Raw genomic sequence first — 14,454 nt, forward strand, 5'->3', positions numbered from 1 at the left:
GCAGAGTATCACTTAACCTCACTTACAACCGTACCCTGATCAGTCATCTCAAACTTGTAGAGATGGTCAACATCAGCATCCTCAAATATCTCGCTATCATGCGTTATGATTATTATCTGCTTCAGTGCTGAACCCTCTGCAAGGAGCCCTATGAGTTCTACTATAGATGCCCTCCTCTCCTCATCAAGATGCACTGTAGGCTCATCCATTATAACAAAGTCTAACCTATAACCACCCATGACATAGGCTATTGCAAATCTTAGGGCTAGTGCTATAGCAACCTTCTCCCCTCCACTCATAGATGCTAGATCTATTAACCCTCGCCTCCCATAGCATGCTATGTTAACCTCATTGTTACCTTCCTCCTCAACCAACTCTATCCTTGATATATCGATTGAGAATGCTTTAGCATACTCAGATGCCTTATCGGATATATGCTGTAATGCCCAAGACCTTAGGCTTCTTGCAACTATGCTATTCCTATGGAATGCCTTCTCCCTTATCCTCTCAAGCATAGTTGTATGATTGTATGCATGATCTAGCACTTTAAGAGTACCCCTTAGCCTCTCAAGATCGTTGGTGATGGCATCTAACCTACTCTTTAGACCTGCAAGCTCCTTCTCCCTCTCCCTCTCAACTCTCTCAACCTCCTTTAACCTACGCTCAATCTTCATATACCTCTCCTCTGAGAACCCTTTACATTCGCCTGCTAGGGTTACTATCTCCCCAACCAGCCTCTTACTATACTCATCTATTGCATACTCATCTATGTTGTATGCTGGAGATGGTGATATCATGGATAAGGCAATAGTTTGAGCATCCTTATCCAAGAAGATCTTTAACCTTCCAACTAATCCCTCTCTCTCCCTAACCTCTCTCCTCAACCTCTCCAAATCATCCCTGTTCTTAATACTCTTTGCATCAAGGAACGCTCTTGCCTTATTTATTTCATCAAGCCTCCTCCTATACTCCTTCATCATATCATAAGCATCGTTCCTCTCAACCACAAGGCTGTTTATCTTACTCTTTATGGTATTGATGCTATTAACCTCCCTACTCAGAGAGTTAACCTCCTCCTCCAACGCATAGATGCTGTTGATGCTTGCTATCTTATTCATCTCTAGGAAGCCTTTAGCCATATGCAACTGCTCATTATAACCCTCTAACTCTTTTAGCCTATTCTCAAGTTTTAAATACTCTCTCTTAAGTATATCAAGTTCTCTTGCAGCATCTTGTATCCTTCTCTTCAACTCATTCTTATCGAATAAGGGGTTTATCCTCTCAACTTTACTGTTGCATACAGGGCAGATGCCATCCTTGAACTCAATCTTAGATGCACACTCCATCAACCCCTTCAATCTGCCCATCTCCTCATTACTGCTAGAGATTCTATAGCTCACCTCCTGTAGCCTCTCCTTCACCTTTGATAGTTCATCTGGAACATGCTTTAGCCTCTCAACAGTAGATAACTGCTCCCTTGCATTACTAAGAAGGGTCATCTTATCAGCAACTAGTCTCTTCAGCGACTCAAGCCTAGTATGCTCCTGCTTATATCTGCTGATCTCCTCATCAAGCCTATTAACCTTCTCCTCAGCACTATCTAAAGATGCCTTAACCTTCTCCTCCTGCTCAACAAACATCATGCACTCCTCAGCCTTACTAATTGTAGCCTTGATCTCTTCAACCTCCCTCTCTAAGGATCTCTTCCTCTCACCTATGTAGTTGAGTAGGTTACTTACCCTTACCTTCAAACCTTCAAACCTCTCCCTCTTGCCTCTCATCTCCTCATACTCCTTCTCTAATGTAACCTTCTCCTCTACAACTCTCCTCACATCCTCCTCTATCCTTGAGATCATCCTCCTCATCTCTTCAACATCCTTCTCATACCTCTCAACATCCCTTGCTAGTGTATCTCTACTGTTATCATCGTATCCATATACACTTCTCAACCTCTCCCTGAAGCCATCTATAACATACCTCATGAGTTCATAAGCATTATCTAGCCTATCTATTCCTATTATGTTGTTTATAAGTTCCTTGAACTCCTTGGGTTTATACTCAATTATCCTATCTATCTCGCCTTGCTGTATAACTGCAGCAACCCTCATCTTATCATAATCTAAGCCAAGTATCTTTGCTATCTCATTACTCATAGACTCTCCAAACTGCTTCCTCTCCCCTGCAGCAAGCATCTTCCATGAACCACCACTCAACTCGTAGAGCACACCAGACTCTAGAGTACCTTTAGCACTCAGCCTCTTCTCAACCTTGTACCTCTTGCCATTTATTGAGAACTCTAGTATGAGGGAGGAGTGGTGTGCACCATGCCTTACAAGGTTGCTGTTGTTACGCCTTGTATGCTTACCATAGAGTGCATATGTTATACCATCTATAACAGATGACTTGCCAGAACCATTCCTGCCTATGAATACGGTAACACCATCACCAAACCTTATGGTTGTATCCCTGTGGGATATAAAGTCTACAAGTGTTATGCTATCAATCATAAGCATACACCTAGATTATGCATCATCTACCCGTTGCTGATCTACCCTCCTCAAACCTCTTCCATATCATGTCTATTGCTCCATCTACATCACCATCACTAAGCAAAGGTAGCAACTCATTTATTGCAAGGTTAGCATGATCCTCATTAGCAAGCGCATCCTTTGCAAGCTTAAGGAGTTCCTTATCTATATCTGGCTTTGCATCATACAACCTACCAGCACTAGCCTTGCTTGTACTCTCAACCTCCCATCTATAGTGAAGGCAGATATCGTTCAGTCTGGAGAGTATGCTTGCTATCGTTGCACTATCAATGCCCTTGCTACCTTTTATCCTTACTGCTACTACAGGTTTCTTTTTAAGCCCCTTCACATCCTCCCTAACTCTACTTATAAGATCATCAAGCCTCTCATACTCTATAACATACTCCATATGCCTCCTTGATGATCTAACCTGTATGAAATCAACCCTTGCTTCACTTCCAGATAAATCTACTATGCAGAAGCCCTTCTTGAACTCCCTTATACCCTCACCGGGAGTAGGGTCTATTGAACCAGGATAGCATACTACACCATCTCCATAAGGCTTCATAGCATGATCATGAAGATGACCCATGGCATAGTAGTTGAATCCTAATGGAAGATCATTCATGCTCAACTCGTTGGCATATGGATGGAACTCACCTAAACCTTGATGGAGCAGAAGTACCCTCCTCTTTGCATCAGCAAGGTTGATGATGCTCCTTAACTTTCCCCTCAGATCATCACTCTCACTCTTCTTATGCTTATGGAAGCCTATGAGTAGCATATCCTTATGGATATGGGGCTTACCATCTCCTACATATGTTGCCATCCCAAGCCTATGAAATACGTATGGGGATGGGGTATCCCTTACCCTGCTTATATCATGCTCCCCTAGTATAAAGAAGAACCTTATACCATACTCGTTAAGTTTCTTCAACGCCTCACCAAGTCTGAGCATTGCAGTACCAGATGGCTTTGGGGTATGGAATATATCCCCAGCATGTATGACAGCATCAACTCTATCCTTTACTGCAGTATCTATTGCTTCATTGAATGCCTCATACACATCCTCCTCCCTCTCCTTAAGGTTGAACTGCATGCAGCCTAGATGTGTATCTGATATATGCAGTATCTGCATGCATATACTAGCCTGAAGAGGGTTAATAATGTTAACCTAAAGGCGCATGGTATTTCTTGCTTGATCTACCCAACATACATTATATTCCTCCTATCCGTGCATCTATCTCTATAGCCCTGTTGAAGCACTTTACAGCCTCGTTCAGCATCCCTAACTCAACAAGTGCATTGCCCTTGTTCCTCCACACCTTCACATCCCTCGGGTTTATCTTTAACGCTCTATCAAAGCATGCTATAGCCTCCTCAAACCTCTTCAACTTGTAGAGTGCAACCCCCTTGTTATTCCATACTCCAGCATCTCTCTCATCAATCTCTATAGCCTTATCAAAGCATGCTATAGCCTCCTCAAACCTCTTCATCTCAAGTAATACAACACCTTTGTTGTACCATGCCTTTGCATTCCCCCAATCCATCTCTATAGCCTTATCAAAGCATGCTATAGCCTCCTCAAACCTTCCTAGCCCATATAAAGCAAACCCTTTAAGGTTCCATACCATGCTATCCCTCCCATCCATCTCTATAGCCTTATCAAAGCATGCTATAGCCTCCTCAAACCTACCAGATTCTATCAGATGGTTACCTTTATTGTAAAGCATCTTAACATCCCTTTTCATTTAGAGTAGTAATGTAGGCGAAGTATTTAGGTTTTTCCCCTTATATGGAGAAATTAGAAGTTATATCCACGTGAGATACCTGCAATCTGCTTCCTGCTCTCTGATATAAGATCTGTTAATGCATTGAATGCTCTAGCAACATCATCCATCTTCACTATTATTATGGTATCTGTGTAGCAACTTACAGTATCCTCTATGTTTATCCTCCTCCTAGCAAGTTGGTTATAGAATACAAGTGCACATCCTGGGGTCTTTATTATCTCCTCTGGACTCTGCACTATTATTGCAGCAAGGTCATCCTCAACCTCAAGAAGATGCTCATTGAATATATCCTTCATCCTCTCCAGTATTATATCATCGAATATCATGGTTACAGAGTTTATGCCCTCAGATACACTTATGAAAGAGTCGTAATGCTCCTTCAATGGTAGAGATACCTTCTCTATAGTGCTCCTACTCTTTGCTATGGAGATCTTTGCAACATCAGTCCTTACATTTATCTTGCTATCTGCTATTATGCTCTCTATACTCTTACTTGGCAATGTGTAGTTATGTCTTATCCTCTTCAATGCTGTGACTATGCTCTCTATGCTTACATCTCTGTTTAGGATAGCATCAACACTTGGCTTGATCATCCTTGCCATTGCACTGAAGTTACCATAGCCTCTCTGCAGCGCATCTTGAAAGGCAAGATCGTTGTCAATTATGGCCTTGACAGTCTTAGTTATGTTCTGTCTGACCAACATTAGTCAATATCACCTATATTGGTAATCTAGGAACAAAAAATATAAATGTAGCGTTATCTGCAGATTACACCCTATGAGGGTTGCGCTGGCATACTCTGGAGGGCTAGATACATCTGTAGCGATAAGATGGTTACAGGTTAAGTATGGTTATGATGTTGTTACTGTAACTGTAGATGTTGGTCAGGGTGATGATCTCAAGGCTATAGAGGAGAAGGCAAAGGTTATTGGTGCTGTTAAGCACTACACCATAGATGCTAGAGAGGAGTTTGCTAGGGACTATGTTATGCCATGCATAAAAGCCAATGGGCTATATGAGGGCAAGTACCCTCTTGCTACTGCATTGGCAAGACCATTGATAGCAAGTAAGGTGGTTGATGTAGCAAGAAAGGAGGGTACAGATGTGCTTGCACATGGGTGTACTGGCAAGGGCAACGATCAGGTTAGGTTTGATATAACGATGAGGGCATTGATGCCATCATGTACCATAATTGCACCTATAAGGGATATGAATATGACTAGAGATGTTGAGATAGAGTTTGCTAGAAGGGAAGGTATAGAGGTATCATCTGAAGCAAAGAGGTACAGCATAGACCAGAACCTATGGGGCAGAGCAATAGAGGGGGGCGACCTTGAGAGTGCAGATAGAGAGCCTGATGCAGATGCATTCAGATGGGTCAATGTTGATCCAAAACTATTGCCAGATGATGCTGGCTACATGCATATAGAGTTTGATCATGGTGTGCCTGTTGCCATAGATGATGTTAGGGCAGATGGGGATGGTAGAAGTAGTATAGTTGAGATGATAGAGTATGCAAATGAGAAGGCTGGGAGGTATGGTGTAGGCATAATAGATCATATAGAGGATAGGGTTGTAGGCATAAAGTCTAGGGAGGTGTATGAGGCACCAGCAGCCTTGACCATAATAGAGGCTCATAAAGAGTTGGAGAAGTTGGTGCTTACAAGTCACCAGTTGAGGTTCAAGCAGATGGTTGAGCAGCAGTGGAGCATGCTTGTATACTCTGGTCTCTGGCTAGAACCATTGAGGGCAGATCTTGATAGGTTCATAGACTCTACACAAGAGTATGTCAGTGGTAAGGTAACAGTAAAGATGTACAAGGGTGCATTCAGGGTAGTTGCAAGATCATCTACATACTCTCTATATGATGAGGGTTTGGCAACATACAGCAAGGGCTCAACTTTCGATCAGAGTCTAGCAAGAGGGTTCGTTGAGCTCTGGGGGCTTCAGAGTATAGTTGCAAATAGGGTTAGGAGCATCCAAATCCACCCTCATCCTAGCCCTCACTCTAACCCTCATCCTTATCATCAAGATAGACTTGCAAAAGGTGTAGATGGGGTGAGTATGCATGGTTAAGGTTAGATGCTTGGAGTGTGATAGGGAGTTGAATGTGCCAGATGATGCTGTAGATGGTGAGATAGTTACTTGCCCAGATTGTGGAGCAAACTACGAAGTTGCTCACTCTAATGGCAAGGTCACACTCAAGCCTGCAGAGAGTATAGGTGAGGATTGGGGTGAGTAAGTAAGTATGAGCACGAATATGAGTAGAGGTAATCTCAATAATGGTACAACTATATCAATAGTATTCGATAGGCTTAGATGGGAGGAGAAGGAGTTGTTGGATAAGGCACTTAAACTTGGCTATAATGCAAGGCTTGTTGATGCCAAGGACCTTGTATTCAGTACAGATACTATCATCAAACATAGAGATAGCAATGATAATACTAATAGCAATAACACTAGTATCAATGCATATGCAAAGTTAGATGGTGTAAGCCTTGGGGATGTTGTGATCCAGAGGTGTATAAGCCATTATAGAGGTCTGTACATAACTGCATGCCTTGAATCCCTTGGCATACCTACAATAAACAGGTATAGTGTTGCTGAGATATGTGGCAATAAGTTGTTATGCTCACTAGCACTTGCCAAGCATGGTGTATCAACACCAAGCACATACTTTGCATTCAGTGCTGAGAAGGCGATAGATATTGCAAATGGTCTAGGCTACCCACTAGTATTCAAGCCTATAGTTGGGAGTTGGGGAAGGTTGGTCATACCTGTGAAGGATAGGGAGATGATGGAGAGCATAGTTGAGATGAGGGAGGAGATGCCAAACCCATTGAGTAAGATATACTACCTTCAAGAGTATGTTAGAAGACCACCAAGGGATATAAGGGCAATAGTTGTTGGGGATAGGGTGATAACAGCAGTGTATAGATATGCAGCAGAGGGAGAGTGGAAGACAAACATTGCAAGGGGAGGCAAGGCAGAACCATGCCCAATAAGCAAGGAGTTGGAGGATACATGCTTGAGGGCTGCTGAGGCTGTTGGAGGGGGAGTACTAGGCATAGATATAATGGAGGATGAGGCTAAAGGATTGCTTGTACATGAGGTTAACAACACTGTAGAGTTTAGGGGTGCAGCAAGCGTTAGTAGCGTTGATATAGCGCAGGAGATAGTTAGTTATGCTATGAAGGTGGTTAGAGCGTGAGCACAAGTAGCAGCAATGGAGAGAAGAGGATAAGGGTTGGGGTTGTAGGGGCATCAGGGTACGTTGGAGGGGAACTGCTTAGGCTGCTTGTAACACATCCCAAGGTTGAGTTAGCAATGGTAACATCTAGGCAGTATGCTGGGGAGTATGTGCATAGGGTGCATCCAAGTCTAAGAGGGTTCACTGAGATAACCTTCTCTCCCATGGACCTCGATAAGTTGGGTAGCAACTGTGATCTAGTCTTCACAGCAGTGCCTCATGGTAAGGCTGTTGAGATAGTGAAGAAGTTATACGATAAAGGTGTAAGGATAATAGATCTTAGTGCAGATTACAGGCTCAAGGACCCTGAATTGTACAAGTACTACTATGGCTGGGACCATCCATACCCAGATCTCCTTAGCAAGTCTGTATATGGTATACCTGAACTCCATAGGGATGAGATAAGGAATGCTAAACTTGTATCATGCCCTGGATGCATGGCTGTAACATCACTCCTAGCAATTGCTCCATTGGCAAAGCATGATCTGATAGATCTTGACCATATAGTTGTTGATAGCAAGATAGGCTCATCTGGTGCTGGTGGCAAACCATCCTCTGGCACACATCATGCCATGCGTTATGGTGTAGTTAGACCATACAAGCCTGTAAAGCATAGGCATACAGCTGAGATTGAGCAGGAGATTAGTATAATAGCAGGGAGGAAGGTTAGTGTAAGCATGACTCCTCATGCAGTAAACATAGTTAGAGGTATACTATGCACAAACCATGCATTCTTGAAGAGGAGTACAACCATACAGGAGTTGTGGAGAGCGTATAGAGGCATGTACAGGAACGAGCCATTCGTGAGGCTAATAAGGGATACCAAAGGTCTATACAAGTACCCAGATCCAAAGTTCGTAGTAGGCTCTAACTTCTGCGATGTTGGCTTCGATATAGATGAGAGGAACAACAGGGTAGTTGCACTATCTGCAAGTGATAACCTAATGAAGGGTGCTGCTGGCTCTGCTGTGCAGTGTATGAATGTGATGTATGGATTCAACGAGGTTGAAGGTCTACTGATAACACCCTTGACCCCAGTCTGATCTTTTGATGGTTAAGGTGATTTATTATTATGATGATGATAACAACTATTATGCTATCTAATGAAGATGGTATCACAAACCTAGCCATTGGAGGGTGTGTAGTGCAATGATAGTCATAAAGATAGGAGGAAGCATAGTAGATGGGCTGCATTCAACCACTCTACAGGATATACAGTATGTGTTAAGCAGTGATAAACTTGTTATAGTTCATGGTGGAGGCAAAGAAGTAACAAGGATAGCAGGTAAGTTGGGCAAGGAGCAGCGCTTTGTAGTCTCACCAGGAGGGATAAGGAGTAGGTATACAGACAAAGAGACTATAGAGATATTTACAATGGTCATGGCTGGGAAGATAAACAAGGAGATAGTAAGCATGCTCCTAAAGCATGGGATAAGGGCTGTAGGTCTATCTGGAATAGATGCTAGTATTATAACTGCTGAGAGGAAGAAGAAGTTGGTAATAATAGATGAGAGGGGCAGGAAGGTTGCAATAGAGGGAGGTTATACAGGCAAGATAAGCAGGGTTGATACAGCACTACTTAACATGCTTCTAGCATCAGATTACACTCCAGTCATAGCCCCAGTTGCTATAGGGGATGAGTATGAGATGCTCAATGTTGATGGGGATAGGGCAGCAGCATACGTTGCTGGGGCACTCAAGGCTGATAGAGTGCTCTTCATGACTGATGTAAATGGGCTTATGATGGATGGCAAGTTGGTTGAGCATCTAACCCTTGATGAGGCTAAAAGGTTGCTCCCAAGGATAGGGCATGGGATGGAGAAGAAGGTTCTAGCATGTACTGAAGCATTGAGCATGGGTGTAAGGGAAGCTATAATAGCATCTGGCAAGGTTGAGAGTCCTATAAGCAGTGCACTCAAGCATCTCAACTGTACAGTTATAAGCAATGGCAAGTAGCATTATAGCATGAATGGAAGGTGTGAGCATGAGTCTTGAAGGATCAAGGATGAAGGAAGAGGATTCTTACATAGCAAATGTATTCCAACGCTACCCTGTTGAACTTGTAAGAGGCAAGGGGGCATATGTATGGGATAGCAATGGTAAAGCATACATAGACTTCATGGCTGGTTATGGTGTTGCCCTAGTTGGTCATTGCAATGATAAGGTTGTTGATGCAGTTAAGAGACAGGCTGAGAGGCTTATAACATGCCATTGCTCATGCTATAATGATACTAGGCTTGAGTTTCTCAGGAGGCTTGTTAGTGTTGCACCTAAAGGGTTGAACAAAGTCTTCCTATGCAACAGTGGTGCAGAGGCATGTGAGGCAGCAATAAAGATAGCAAGGAAGTACACAAAGAGGCATGGTATAGTTGCAGCAGTTAACTCATTCCACGGCAAGACCATGGGTGCGCTCTCGATAACATATGCAAGCAAGTATAGAGAACCATTCAAGCCATTGCTTGATGGGGTTAACTTTGTGCCTTACAGTAATGCTGATAGGCTGGAGGAGTTGCTTGAGCAGGATAGTAGAGAGAGGAGGAGTATAGGCGCTGTAATCCTTGAGCCCATACAGGGTGAAGGGGGCATAAATGTGCCAGATGATGGTTACCTTGCAAGGGTTAGGGAGTTATGCAACAAGTATGATCTACTCCTCATCCTAGATGAGATACAGTCAGGATTGGGAAGGACAGGAATGCTATGGGCATCTGAGCACTGGGGTGTTGTGCCAGATGTAATGTGTATTGCAAAGGGTATGGCTGGAGGAGTGCCTATGGGCGCTGTTCTAGCAAGGCAGGAGGTTATGGATGCTCTGAAGGTTGGGGAGCACTCCAATACATTTGGAGGTAATCCTTTGGCATGTGCTGCTGCCAAGGCAACCTTAGATTGTATAATCGAGGATGATCTTGTAGGCAATGCATCTAGAATGGGTAAGTATATGAAGGATGGGCTCTTGGCGTTGAAGGATAAACACAAGGTGGTAAGGGATGTTAGGGGCTTAGGGCTTATGCTTGGTGTAGAGTTAAGATTTGATGTAAGAGATGTGTTGATGGATGGACTAAGCCATGGGCTGATGATGCTCTACTCTGGCAGGAATGTGATAAGGCTCCTACCCCCATTAGTAGTAGATGAGGATATAGCATCAAGGGCATTATCTATCCTCGATAGATTGCTTACTAGGGAGGAGGAGAGGAGAGGGGTTGTATGATATTGGAGGATAGGGTGAGAGTATGATAGGGGAGAGGAGGGGAAGAGATAGTAGCAGTAATAATAATGGTAGTAGTAGTAATAACAAGCATCATCATACTATAGCAATAGATAGTATAGATGAGAGGATAATAGGCATACTTAAGGAGGATAGCAGGAGATCGTACGTTGAGATAGCAAAGGCTGTAGGGTTATCAGAGTCAGCAGTTAGGAGGAGGATAAAGCACTTGATAGACTCTGGCATAATAAAGCGCTTCACAATAGAGTTGGGTATGAGCAACAAGACAAGTGCAATAACCTTGATATCTGTTAAGCCATCTGTAGATACAGCAAAGGTATCAGAGAGGCTTAAAGGATTGAGGGGTGTTGAGGTTGTGTATGAGATAACTGGTCAGTATGATATTGCAGCGATAATAAGCGCATCTAGCATTGGAGAGATAAACAGGTGTATAGATGATGTAAGGAGGATAGAGGGTGTTGATGATACAAATACTGTAATAATATTGAGGGTAGTTACCTGATGGCTTCATAAATTTTCATGTGGATTAACCTGTTCCAGTGTACAGGGGTGGTGTTTGGTTGTTGATACATTATGTTTGGAATTCGTACAAACTCCCCTTTATCATAATGCTATCAGGCATTTATTATACCAATATTGTCTTTAAATGACATCTTATTGAAATAAAATGCTAATATGATAGCGAAATACGTATATACCATCCAGTCTATAACGATGGTATGCAAGACAAAGCAATAGATGAGCCTAACTACTATGCAATGGTATATAATGGTATTGTAAGGGATGAGAGGTACAATGCTATACTCAACTATAATGTAAGAGATGGAGGTTATACTGGAAGGGTTAACATACTGGATAGCACTCTAAGGGAAGGGGAGCAGCATCCAGGTGTAGCATTCACCGTAAAGCAGAGGGTACAGATAGCATGGATGCTTGACTACTTTGGTGTAGATCAGATTGAGATAAGCCCTGTGATATCTGAGGATCATAGGCAGGCAACGAAGATGATAATAGATGCTGGGTTAAGTGCAGATATAGTTGCTCACTGTAGAGCGATAAAGCAGGATATAGATGTTGCAATAGCATGCGATGCTGAATGGGTAGCAACATACATGAGCGTATCTGATGTGCAGTTGAGATCCAAACTCAAGATTGGGAGGGAAGATGCATATACTAGAGCTATGGATGTTGTTGATTATATAAGGGCTCATGGGTTAAAGGCAAGATTTACCCTAGAAGATGCAAGCAGGGCAGAGCCTGAATTCCTAGCAAGGATCGCTAGGGATATAAGCAGAGCAGGGATAGAGAGGATAAGCATCCCTGATACTGTAGGCATAATGCTCCCTCGAGGCATGTATAGGTTAGTTAGCATGGTTAAGGCAAGTATAGATGCTAGCATTACAAGGTTGGATGTACACTGTCATAACGATCTAGGTTTAGCATTGGCAAATGCACTAGCAGGGGTAGATGCTGGAGCAGATCAGATCCATGTTACAATAGATGGTGTAGGGGAGAGGAATGGCATACCTGCTCTTGCTGAGGTTGCTGTTATACTTACAATGCTCTATAGGTGTAGGGATGATCTTAGGCTTGATATGCTCAAGGATCTCTCAAGGCTTATCGAGCAGTACACTGGTATAGCAACACCAGAGAGCAAACCTATAGTTGGGGATAGCGCATTCAAGCATAAAGCAGGTACACACCTTGCTGCAGTGCTTAGAGATCCTAGAGCCTATGAGATAATAGAGCCTAGAGCAGTTGGGAATAGGAGGAGGATAGTATTTGGGGAACTTGCTGGGAAGAATGGTGCAGCATTCCTGCTCAGCATACTAGGGCTTGATGTTGATCCTTCAAAGGCTGAGAGGCTAGCAAAGGGTCTGAAGGATCTAAGGTTAGGGGATGTGCTAGAGATGTACCTTGATGATGCAATGGAGGCAAGGATAAGGCAGATAGGGTGACGAGTCTTTCTTCCTTCCTCAGTAATTCTATAGCATCTTCTCCCACCACAACTCTCTCCACCATCTCTCTCTTCCCTTTATTAGCCTCTCTGAACCTAATCTATATCAACTCCATCATCCCAAATCTCTTTGGAACCTTTATCTGATAACATCATCGTATAACACGCACCTTTCACAGGATGTATGAGCGATCTGTATGCTATTATGTTGATTACACTATCTGGTATTATAGCTATACATGCAAGATTCACATCTATATCCATCTAATGGATAAGATTGGGATTAATCTACCTAAACTAGGTGAATTCTACGATTTCCTAATCAATTACAGAAAGGGTTATCTATATCCTATCTCTTAACCATTACATGAATAAACTTGGCTACATCTACATTCTAATGCTATTAATTGGCATACTATCACCTGCTAATGCACAAAGGGAGAGGATTGGGATGAGCGATGATCTGAACTTCATAATAGTTGGTATAGATGGTTACTATACAGATGGTAGAGAGCAGTACTACAGGATTGGGGACTATGTTGTAGTTAGGGGTTCTGTATCTGGTCCTGCTGAGAGTGTAAGCATAAAGGTTGTTGCACCAGATGGCTCTATATGGTATAGCAATAATGTTAGGCTAGGTTATGCAAAAGGCTACTCCTACTATGTTATGGATGATGGTATAAGAGGCAAAGAGTGGGGCAGTGATAATGGCTTCTATGCAAAGGTTAAGCAGTTCAGTGCTGATGATCTAGAGGGTTTGTATAGGCTTATAATTGAAGCAGATTCTAGCATTATAGAGAGAGAAGTTGCATTCAAGAGGGTTGAGGGCTCTTATAGCAATGAGATTGGAGCAGTAGTTGGAAGCGATGCACTAAATGGTAGGTATTGGGATGGAATAGAAAGAGGAGTAGCAGTAGCAACAATAGTTGGGGTAACTCTTGTTGTAGTCGCTTCTATTGTATTAGTTAGGAGGAGGAGGAAGAGGATTAAGAGTAGCAACAGGAAGGAGGTTGCAAGTATATGAATGGACAAGTTGAGGATGTTAATACTAGAAGGGCATCATGTACGATGTTGATACCGTGAAGGTATTCAATGTAATGTATAACCTATTTGGCTCTAGCATAGAGATGAGGGTTATCAGAGCATTGTGTGTAAAGGGCTCATGTTCACTTCGTGGCCTTGCTAGGAGTGTTGATATCCACCATACAAACCTTGCCAGTTGCAATCTTGTAGAGTAACTCTTTGGCTTTCTTGTATCAGTTGCTCATCATATATCACTGGATAGATGAATATGTTAGAATCTATGTATAGCAAGAATCAGACCACCATCATTATAATGATTGTACCATCCCATCTATCACAACATGCTTATTGTCTACATATTTCTACCATACTCATACCCTCTCTCCTCTCATTCCTCTTCTATCAATTTCTTCACATCTATCCTCTTACCAAGTTTGTTATTTGATGAACATAACTCATCAATAAATCTTACAGGATCTACTCTAGATCTTATCACTACCTCTCCTCCATCCCTTATCTCTATTATCACCTTTGCTAGGATAACCATATACATAACCCTCTTAATTATCGTACATATTCCACTCTCTACAGTGTAGCCTAACTATACCTTTCAATGCCTCTCTTATAGTTTGTTCATTCATTATACCCATCTTGCACCTAATGCAGACGCATCTAGATCT

At 42.6% G+C, this 14,454-nt stretch carries 16 protein-coding genes; 10 read left to right on the forward strand and 6 right to left on the reverse strand.

What is annotated here, in order from left to right; translation table 11 throughout:
* Window positions 1-8: 8 nt before the first annotated feature.
* The 4 genes from CRG89_RS03260 to CRG89_RS03275 form a co-directional block, all read right to left on the reverse strand.
* Window positions 9-2,507 carry an AAA family ATPase gene (locus CRG89_RS03260; RefSeq protein WP_158648688.1) on the reverse strand — a complete coding sequence of 833 codons (2,499 nt, stop codon included), beginning with the start codon at window positions 2,505-2,507 and terminating at the stop codon, window positions 9-11.
* A gap of 22 nt (window positions 2,508-2,529) precedes the next feature.
* Window positions 2,530-3,666, reverse strand: coding sequence for a metallophosphoesterase family protein (locus CRG89_RS03265; protein WP_103286922.1), 1,137 nt, complete (start codon window positions 3,664-3,666; stop codon window positions 2,530-2,532).
* 79 nt (window positions 3,667-3,745) lie between these two features.
* Window positions 3,746-4,279 (reverse strand): tetratricopeptide repeat protein, encoded by a 534-nt coding sequence (locus CRG89_RS03270; RefSeq protein ID WP_103286923.1) that lies wholly within the window; start codon window positions 4,277-4,279, stop codon window positions 3,746-3,748.
* A 53-nt stretch (window positions 4,280-4,332) separates the two neighbouring features.
* Complete coding sequence (locus CRG89_RS03275) at window positions 4,333-5,025, reverse strand: ACT domain-containing protein (RefSeq protein WP_103286924.1); 693 nt, start codon at window positions 5,023-5,025, stop codon at window positions 4,333-4,335.
* Window positions 5,026-5,098: 73 nt separating this feature from the next.
* Here CRG89_RS03275 and CRG89_RS03280 point away from each other — a divergent pair, with 73 nt between their 5' ends.
* The 8 genes from CRG89_RS03280 (at window position 5,099) to CRG89_RS03315 (ending at window position 12,752) form a co-directional block, all read left to right on the forward strand.
* Window positions 5,099-6,397 (forward strand): argininosuccinate synthase, encoded by a 1,299-nt coding sequence (locus CRG89_RS03280; RefSeq protein WP_103286925.1) that lies wholly within the window; start codon window positions 5,099-5,101, stop codon window positions 6,395-6,397.
* Window positions 6,390-6,563, forward strand: coding sequence for an alpha-aminoadipate/glutamate carrier protein LysW (gene lysW/argW, locus CRG89_RS03285; protein WP_103286926.1), 174 nt, complete (start codon window positions 6,390-6,392; stop codon window positions 6,561-6,563). The genes CRG89_RS03280 and lysW/argW overlap by 8 nt, the downstream gene beginning before the upstream one ends.
* Window positions 6,564-6,569: 6 nt before the next feature.
* Window positions 6,570-7,532, forward strand: a complete 963-nt coding sequence (gene lysX / locus CRG89_RS03290; RefSeq protein WP_197706586.1) for a lysine biosynthesis protein LysX — start codon at window positions 6,570-6,572, stop codon at window positions 7,530-7,532.
* A 29-nt stretch (window positions 7,533-7,561) separates the two neighbouring features.
* Window positions 7,562-8,614 (forward strand): N-acetyl-gamma-glutamyl-phosphate reductase, encoded by a 1,053-nt coding sequence (argC, locus tag CRG89_RS03295; protein WP_103287893.1) that lies wholly within the window; start codon window positions 7,562-7,564, stop codon window positions 8,612-8,614.
* A 106-nt stretch (window positions 8,615-8,720) separates the two neighbouring features.
* Window positions 8,721-9,527, forward strand: coding sequence for a [LysW]-aminoadipate/[LysW]-glutamate kinase (locus CRG89_RS03300; protein ID WP_103286928.1), 807 nt, complete (start codon window positions 8,721-8,723; stop codon window positions 9,525-9,527).
* 28 nt (window positions 9,528-9,555) lie between these two features.
* Window positions 9,556-10,776 (forward strand): aspartate aminotransferase family protein, encoded by a 1,221-nt coding sequence (locus CRG89_RS03305; RefSeq protein WP_197706584.1) that lies wholly within the window; start codon window positions 9,556-9,558, stop codon window positions 10,774-10,776.
* Window positions 10,777-10,798: 22 nt separating this feature from the next.
* Complete coding sequence (gene lysM, locus CRG89_RS03310) at window positions 10,799-11,296, forward strand: HTH-type transcriptional regulator LysM (RefSeq protein ID WP_197706583.1); 498 nt, start codon at window positions 10,799-10,801, stop codon at window positions 11,294-11,296.
* 217 nt (window positions 11,297-11,513) lie between these two features.
* The gene (locus CRG89_RS03315) at window positions 11,514-12,752 is read left to right on the forward strand and encodes a LeuA family protein (protein ID WP_103286929.1); all 1,239 of its coding nucleotides are present in this window, start codon (window positions 11,514-11,516) and stop codon (window positions 12,750-12,752) included.
* A gap of 95 nt (window positions 12,753-12,847) precedes the next feature.
* Here the strand turns inward: CRG89_RS03315 and CRG89_RS08630 are convergent, their stop codons facing one another.
* A complete protein-coding gene (locus CRG89_RS08630) occupies window positions 12,848-13,015 on the reverse strand; it encodes a hypothetical protein (RefSeq protein ID WP_158648689.1) in 168 nt (55 codons plus the stop codon).
* A gap of 103 nt (window positions 13,016-13,118) precedes the next feature.
* Here CRG89_RS08630 and CRG89_RS03320 point away from each other — a divergent pair, with 103 nt between their 5' ends.
* Together CRG89_RS03320 and CRG89_RS08635 are read left to right on the forward strand one after the other, a co-directional pair.
* Window positions 13,119-13,775 (forward strand): hypothetical protein, encoded by a 657-nt coding sequence (locus CRG89_RS03320; protein ID WP_103286930.1) that lies wholly within the window; start codon window positions 13,119-13,121, stop codon window positions 13,773-13,775.
* 37 nt (window positions 13,776-13,812) lie between these two features.
* Window positions 13,813-13,989, forward strand: coding sequence for a hypothetical protein (locus CRG89_RS08635; RefSeq protein WP_158648690.1), 177 nt, complete (start codon window positions 13,813-13,815; stop codon window positions 13,987-13,989).
* Between the two features lie 173 nt (window positions 13,990-14,162).
* On the opposite strand, the gene CRG89_RS08640 is transcribed toward CRG89_RS08635, so the two are convergent.
* On the reverse strand, window positions 14,163-14,321 hold the full coding sequence (locus CRG89_RS08640; protein WP_158648691.1) for a hypothetical protein: 159 nt from the start codon (window positions 14,319-14,321) through the stop codon (window positions 14,163-14,165).
* Window positions 14,322-14,454: the final 133 nt, after the last annotated feature.

Origin of the sequence: Candidatus Nitrosocaldus islandicus, from assembly GCF_002906215.1 — an archaeon.
Taxonomy (GTDB): domain Archaea; phylum Thermoproteota; class Nitrososphaeria; order Nitrososphaerales; family Nitrosocaldaceae; genus Nitrosocaldus; species Nitrosocaldus cavascurensis.